We start from the raw sequence: 6,478 nt of genomic DNA, 5'->3' as shown, positions 1-6,478 counted from the left end.
TAATATTTGGCACTGACATTCATCGACACACTATTGAGTTCTCAAAGAACACACGCACACACCATCGAACCGATCTGATCGATTGTCCAGCGAGGCAACTTTTCCAGCCTAACGGTCCGACTCCTCGGAGTCAAGTTCCCGTTTCGAACTGGGTGTTCACGTCAGGCGCTCCTCGTCCAACCTCGTTCTCCGATCCCGTAATCCCTGCTCTGAGCTGGGGTTTCGGTCCCGGTCGTTGTCCGTGTCGCTCTGACCTGGAATAAGTTACGTGGCGGGAAACGGAACGTCAAATCCCCTGGTCACGAACGTGTTTACGCAGGTCGCAGGGCCTCGAAACGACAAGATCGCCGGGTGGGACCACGACTTTGTGACCCAGCTCTCGGCGATCTCTTCCGCGCATAACGGAGAAGGGGGCGGGACCGCGTCCCACCCCCTTCGTTCAGCCCGCTCGACGGACTCCCGCGAAGTTCTTCTTGCCGCGCCGGAGCACCAGCCAGCGTCCATGCAGATAGTCGCCCGCCGCCGGCGTCCACTCCAGATCGGCGACGCGCTCGTTGTTCACCGACGCTCCGCCCTCGTTGACCGCGCGCCGCGCCGCGCCGCGGCTCTCGCACAGGCCGGAGGCGACCAGCAGGTCCACGATGGTGGCGGTGCCGTCTGTCTCGGCGACCTTGCCCTCGACCGCTGCCTCGGTCAGCGCCGCGGCCAGCGTGGACTCGTCGAGTTCACGCAGTTCGCCGCGACCGAACAGGGCCTGGCTGGCGAGCTGGACGGCGCGCGTGTGCTCCGCGCCGTGCACCAGCGTGGTCATCTCCGCGGCCAGGCGACGCTGCGCCTCGCGGGCGTGCGGGCGCTCGACCGTGGCCTGCTCCAGCTCGTCCAACTCCTCCTTGGTGAGAAAGGTGAACCAGCGCAGGTAGCGCACCACATCGGCGTCGGCGGTGTTGACGAAGTACTGGTACCAGGCGTACGGGCTGGTCATCTCCGGATCCAGCCACAGGCTGCCACCGCCGGTCGACTTGCCGAACTTCTTGCCGTCGGCCGAGGTGACCAGCGGGGTGGTCAGGGCATGGACGGATTCGCTGTCCACGCGGCGGTTGAGCTCCACGCCCGCGATGATGTTGCCCCACTGATCGGAGCCGCCGACCTGCAGGCGGCAGCCGTAGTTGCGGCGCAGCTGCACGAAGTCGTTGGCCTGCAGCAGCATGTAGCTGAACTCGGTGTAGGACATGCCGTCGGATTCGAGCCGCCGCTTGACGGTATCGCGGGCGAGCATGACGTTGATCGAGAAGTGCTTGCCGATATCGCGCAGGAAGGCGACGGCGCTCAGCGGGCCGGTCCAGTCCATGTTGTTGGCGATGATGGCACCGGTGGGCGAATCGTCGAGATCGACGAAGCGCTCCAGCTGGGAGCGGATGCGGCCGGCCCACTCGGCCACGGTGTCGGTCGAGTTCATGGTGCGCTCGCCGACATCGCGGGGGTCGCCGATCAGCCCGGTGGCACCGCCCGCCAGCACGATCGGGCGGTGCCCGGCCTGCTGGAAGCGCTTCAGGGTCAGCAGCGGGACCAGGTGCCCGGCGTGCAGGGAGGCCGCGGTCGGGTCGAATCCGGCATAGAGGGTCAGCGGGCCCTTCGCCAGGTCCGCACGCAGGGCGTCCAGGTCGGTGGACTGTGCGATCAGTCCGCGCCAGGTCAGTTCATCGATGATGTCGCCGCTCACGTCACCCCATCTTTCCGCACGGATACCGGAGACCTGCGCAGAGGTCTGCCATTCCGGAATCGGCCCCGGGCGTGCGCATGCCGGTCGGGGTCCGCCGCCGAGTGTGCGCGACGGCGGCGGGGACGGCCAGCGAGTTTCCGGGGCGTGCCCGTCAGGAGACGGAATCGATGTCGCGAGACATGTGCGGCGGCACGGCGACGACAGCGGGGCCGAGGTGTCGGCGGAGCAGCTGTGGGAGCTGTTCACGCGGGTGTATGTCGAGGTGCCGCCGGGACCGGACGCGGAAGTGCTGTCGGAAGCCCGCCAGCACATCGATCGCGGCACCGCGTCGGTGACGGTCATCTACCGGGAGTACCGGTGTGCGGTGGGTGGTGCGGATGGCCCCGGCTCGGGAAGCGGCCGCCTCAGGCTCCGGCATCACCGGATGAGGTGTCGCCGAGTCGCCGCTCCAAATCGGCGACGCGGCTCTCCAGTGCCGTGATCCGCTGTCGCAGTTCCCGTTCGGCGGGCGGCGGCAGCTCGCGGGGGGCGGGTCCGGCACCGCCGAAGTGCGCGAGTACCGCCTTGCGCACCCGGTCGGCGTCGGCGCCCACCGCGACGAGGATCTGCGCGGCGACGCCCTCCCCCTCCCGGACGAGGGCGAGCAGCAGATGTTCGGGGGCGATGGTGCTGTGGCGCAGCAGCAATGCCTCACGAAGCGACAGCTCCAGCACCTTCTTGGCGCGCGGCGTGAAGGGAATGTGGCCGCTGGGCTCGTCCTCGGAGGTGCCGATCAAGGTCGCGACGCGTTCGCGCAGGGCGGGAAGTTCGACGCCGAGGTCGGCGAGCAGCGCTGCGGTGGTCCCGTCCGGCTCGGCCGTCAAACCGAGCAGGATGTGCTCGGTGCCGATGTAGTTGTGCCCGAGCAGCCGGGCTTCCTCCTGGGACAGCACGATGACGCGGCGGGTGTTGTCACTGAATCGTTCGAACATGGAACCGCCTGTGGGGTGTGGGTTCGATTCCACGGTAGTCCGTACGTCACCGTATCGGGGGCGAAACCTCTCGGGTTCGGCGCGCGATCAGGCCGGGCGGTCGAGTCGCGGAGCGCGCGGGCTGCGCCGGTAGGCCGAGACCGCCGGGGAGTCGCGCAGCCACAGCCGCCACGGCTGATCGGCGGCGACACTGACGCCGACCCGCGGGCCGACGCCGATGACGGAGGGGTCGGTGAGTTCCGGGCCGAGTTCGAGACGGATCGACGACGCGGGCTCGAAGAGCGGAGTTCCGTAGTCGGCCAAGGCGATTCCGAGCGCGCTGCCGAGGTTGCCGGGACCGCGCGCCAGGGCGGCGTCGGTGCGGGCGGCGGGGCGGCGGGCCCGCGCCTGCTCGTGTCCGGCGGTGATCTCACCGGCGCGCAGCAGGACGGCGCTGGCCGTGCCGTCCGGACCGGTGGTGACGTTCACGCAGGTGTGCATGCCGTAGCTGAGATAGACATACAGCATTCCGGCCGGTCCGAACATGATGGTGTTGCGCGGGGTGGGCCCGGGATACGAATGCGCGGCCGGGTCGGGCCACGGTCCGGACGGGTCGCTGCCGTAGGCCTCGACCTCGACCAGGCGCAGGGCCACCGGACCGGACCACAGCGTCGCACCGAGCAGTCGCCGGGCGGCGGACAGGGGTTCCACGGCGAGTTCTGCGGCGCTCACGGGCATCCATTCTTCCCGATGCGTGATCGCGCCGGGTCGCCGCCGCTAGCGAACCCCGCCGGCCGGACGGAGACCAGCGAGTTTGTCGGGGTTGACCTGGAAGCGCAGGTGCCGGATGTGCCCGTCGAGGATGTCGAAGGTGATGACGCCCACCGGATGGTCACCGAGCCTGCCGACAATGCTCAGTTCACCGTTGACGACCAGGGTTTCGAGGGTGATGCCGGTGAGTACGGGTTTGGCCAGGACGCCCAGTAGCCAGCGGGCGACGTGGTCGGGTCCGTGCAGCGGCCGGCGCGCGGCGGTGACCTTGCCGCCGCCGTCGTTCCACAGGGTGACCTCCGGGGCCAGCAGTTCCATGAGCGCATTGACGTCGCCGCCGCGGCAGGCCGCCAGGAAGCGGTCGGTGACCCGGGAGCGCGCCGCGGTATCGGTGTCGAAGCGGGGGCGGCGGGATCGAACGTGCCCGCGCGCCCGGTGCCCGATCTGGCGGACAGTGGCCTCCGGCCGATCCAGGAATCCGGCGATCTCGCCGTGCGAGTAGCCGAACACCTCGCGCAGCACGAAGACCGCGCGCTCGACCGGGCTGAGCGTCTCCAGGACCACCAGTATGGCCGTCGATACGCTGTCGGCCGTCTCGGTCTCCTCGGCGGCCGAATCCGGGCCGGTGAGCAGGGGTTCGGGCAGCCACGGGCCGATATAGGTCTCACGGGTGGCGCGAGCGGAGGTGAGCCGGTTCAGCGACAGGTTGGTGACGGCCCGCACCAGGTAGGACTTCGGATGTTCGACCGAATCTCGATCCACCGCATGCCATTTCAGCCAGGCGTCCTGCAGGATGTCCTCGGCGTCGGCGACGCTGCCGAGCATCCGGTAGGCGGTGCCGAACAGCAGACGGCGGTGCTCGACGAAGGGGTCGGCGGCCGCCGTGTCGGGTGTCTCGTCCCACATGGTCCACATCCTCACCCGGCGCGCACGCCTCGGGACAGTTTCACCGCGACCGGCAGGCGCTTGCTCATCGTGATGAGTGGAATCGGGCTGCTGCTCACGCTGTCCTTGTAGAACACCGCCGCCCGGCCGCGCAGGTACCAGCGTCCGGGGGTGTCGTCGGCCCGGACGAACTGGATGACCGCGTCCTCGCGGCCCAGGCTGAGCGGCTGGTGGAAGTAGCCGAACCGGAAGTGCCGCAGCGGCTTCGCCCGCAGCAACCGCGTGATGGCATCGGCGGTGTAAGCGGCGGTGGGCATTCCGCTCTGGCAGGTGCCGTGCAGTGTGCCCCAGGGCATGCGGACCGCGGCCGCGTCACCGACGGCGTGGATCTCCGGATGGGAGACCGAGCGCAGGGTGGCGTCGGTGACGATGCGCCCGCGGGCGTCGGTCTCGACGCCCGCGCGGGCGGCCAGCGGCGGAACCCGGACACCGGTTGTCCACAGGGTGAGGTCGGAGCCGAGGTGTTCGCCGGTGTCCAGGCATACCGCCTCGGGCAGTACCTTGGTGGCCCGCACGCCCACCCGGCGGACGATGCCGAGCCGGTCCATGGCGCGCTCGAGGTGGGCCCGTGCCCGCTCCCCATCATCGATCCGGGTCGGCCGTCGGTCACCAGGGTGACGGTGAGCCCGGGGTGGCTTTCCGCGATCTCGGTGGCCGCCTCGATTCCGGTGAGCCCGCCGCCGCAGACGGTCACGGTGCCACCGGTCGCGGCCACCTCCGCGAGGCGCCGGGAGAACCGGTGCGCCCGACGGGGATCGTCGAGGGTCCACGCGTGTTCGTCGGCGCCCGGCACCAGCGCGGTGTCGGTGCTGCTGCCCAGGGCGTAGACGAGGGTGTCATAGCCGAGGGTGGTGCCGTCGTCGAGGGCGACCGTCCGCGCGGTCGGATCGATGGCGGTCGCGGCGGCCTGCCGGAACACCACGCCGGAGCCGTCGAGCACCGTGGGAATCGAGTGGTGCGCCAATTCCTGGCCGGCGGCGACCTGGTGCATGCGCAGGCGCTCGGTGAAGCGCGCCGACGGGTTGACGAGCGTGATTCGCACCGGCAGCCGTCGTGTGCGCCGCGCCAGCCGGGCGGCGGTGAGCATGCCGGTGTAGCCCGCTCCCAGAATGACGACCTCGTGGATCTCGTCGTGGTTCATATCTGCCTCACACGTACTCGTTCTTCGCTGTCGACCATGGGACAGGGCAGCCGCCGAGAACGTGACAGTCCGATGCTGTGATCCACATCACTTCAACGGCGAGGCCGGGCGCGGGTGCCGGAGTGATGCGGACCATGGAACATTCGCGCTGGTCACCCGGTTGCACCAGAGCGGTGCCGCGGCACTCGCGGGCGGTGATCGGCGTCCGCGCCGAATCGTTGGAATGAGGTGTGATGGCCGTACAGGTCGAGGTCTGGACCGATATCAACTGCCCGTTCTGCTATCTGGGCAAGCGGCGGTTCGAGGAGGCACTGCACGACTTCCCGCATCGCGACCAGGTACGGGTGGTGCACCGGTCCTTCGAACTGGACCCCACCCTGGACAGCGGGCACAGCGATGCGGTGATTCCGTATATCGCGAAGAAGTACGGCATCAGCGAGGCACAGGCCGCGGCCAATGAGCGCGGCATCGGAACGCAGGCCGAGGCGGTGGGGTTGACCTATCGGACCGAGGGGCGCGATTTCGGCAACAGCTTCGATATGCACCGGCTGCTGCACTTCGCGCTGGCGCAGGGACGGCAGGAAGCCCTGCTGGACGCGCTCTACGAGGCCAATTTCGCGGATGCGCGGCCGCTGTTCGGCGATACCGAGCGCCTGGTGTCGGTGGCGGTGGGCGCGGGTTTCGACGAGGACCGGGTGCGCGCGGTACTCGCCGACCCGGACGCGTACGCCGAGGCGGTGCGCGCCGATGAGGCCGAGGCGGCCCGGCTGGGTGCGCGCGGCGTGCCGTTCTTCGTCTTCGACCGCACCTACGGCGTATCGGGCGCCCAGCCGCCCGAGGTGTTCACACAGGCGCTGGAGCGAGCGTGGAGCGAGCGGCAGCCACAACTGGAGGTTCTGGACGGCGCGGATGCCTGCGGTCCCGACGGATGCGCTGTGCCGCAGCGGGATT

General features: G+C 69.4%; 5 protein-coding genes and 2 pseudogenes. 1 reads left to right on the top strand and 6 read right to left on the bottom strand.

Annotated features, from left to right (window positions below; translation table 11 throughout):
- Positions 1 to 439: 439 nt before the first annotated feature.
- From tyrS to QK444_RS30480, 6 genes and pseudogenes are all read right to left on the bottom strand, one after another.
- On the bottom strand, positions 440 to 1,720 hold the full coding sequence (gene tyrS, locus QK444_RS30505) for a tyrosine--tRNA ligase (protein WP_282785562.1): 1,281 nt from the start codon (positions 1,718 to 1,720) through the stop codon (positions 440 to 442).
- A 554-nt stretch (positions 1,721 to 2,274) separates the two neighbouring features.
- Positions 2,275 to 2,691, bottom strand: a pseudogene (locus QK444_RS30500) (Clp protease N-terminal domain-containing protein); the annotation flags it as partial.
- Positions 2,692 to 2,778: 87 nt separating this feature from the next.
- Positions 2,779 to 3,408: a DNA-3-methyladenine glycosylase gene (locus tag QK444_RS30495; protein WP_282785561.1), complete on the bottom strand. Its 630-nt coding sequence runs from the start codon at positions 3,406 to 3,408 to the stop codon at positions 2,779 to 2,781.
- Between the two features lie 39 nt (positions 3,409 to 3,447).
- Positions 3,448 to 4,347, bottom strand: coding sequence for an RNA polymerase sigma-70 factor (locus QK444_RS30490; protein WP_282785560.1), 900 nt, complete (start codon positions 4,345 to 4,347; stop codon positions 3,448 to 3,450).
- 11 nt (positions 4,348 to 4,358) lie between these two features.
- Entirely contained in the window at positions 4,359 to 4,934 is a 576-nt protein-coding gene (locus QK444_RS30485) for an FAD-dependent oxidoreductase (RefSeq protein ID WP_282785559.1), read from the bottom strand.
- 116 nt (positions 4,935 to 5,050) lie between these two features.
- Positions 5,051 to 5,473, bottom strand: a pseudogene (locus tag QK444_RS30480) (FAD-dependent oxidoreductase); the annotation flags it as partial.
- A gap of 287 nt (positions 5,474 to 5,760) precedes the next feature.
- Between QK444_RS30480 and QK444_RS30475 the strand changes: the two are divergent.
- The coding region (locus QK444_RS30475; RefSeq protein ID WP_282785558.1) for a DsbA family oxidoreductase at positions 5,761 to 6,478 on the top strand (718 nt) is incomplete at its 3' end.

The organism is Nocardia sp. CC201C, assembly GCF_030010695.1.
In the GTDB taxonomy this organism is placed as follows: Bacteria; Actinomycetota; Actinomycetes; order Mycobacteriales; family Mycobacteriaceae; genus Nocardia; species Nocardia otitidiscaviarum.
This window is presented reverse-complemented; position numbering and strand designations above follow the sequence as displayed.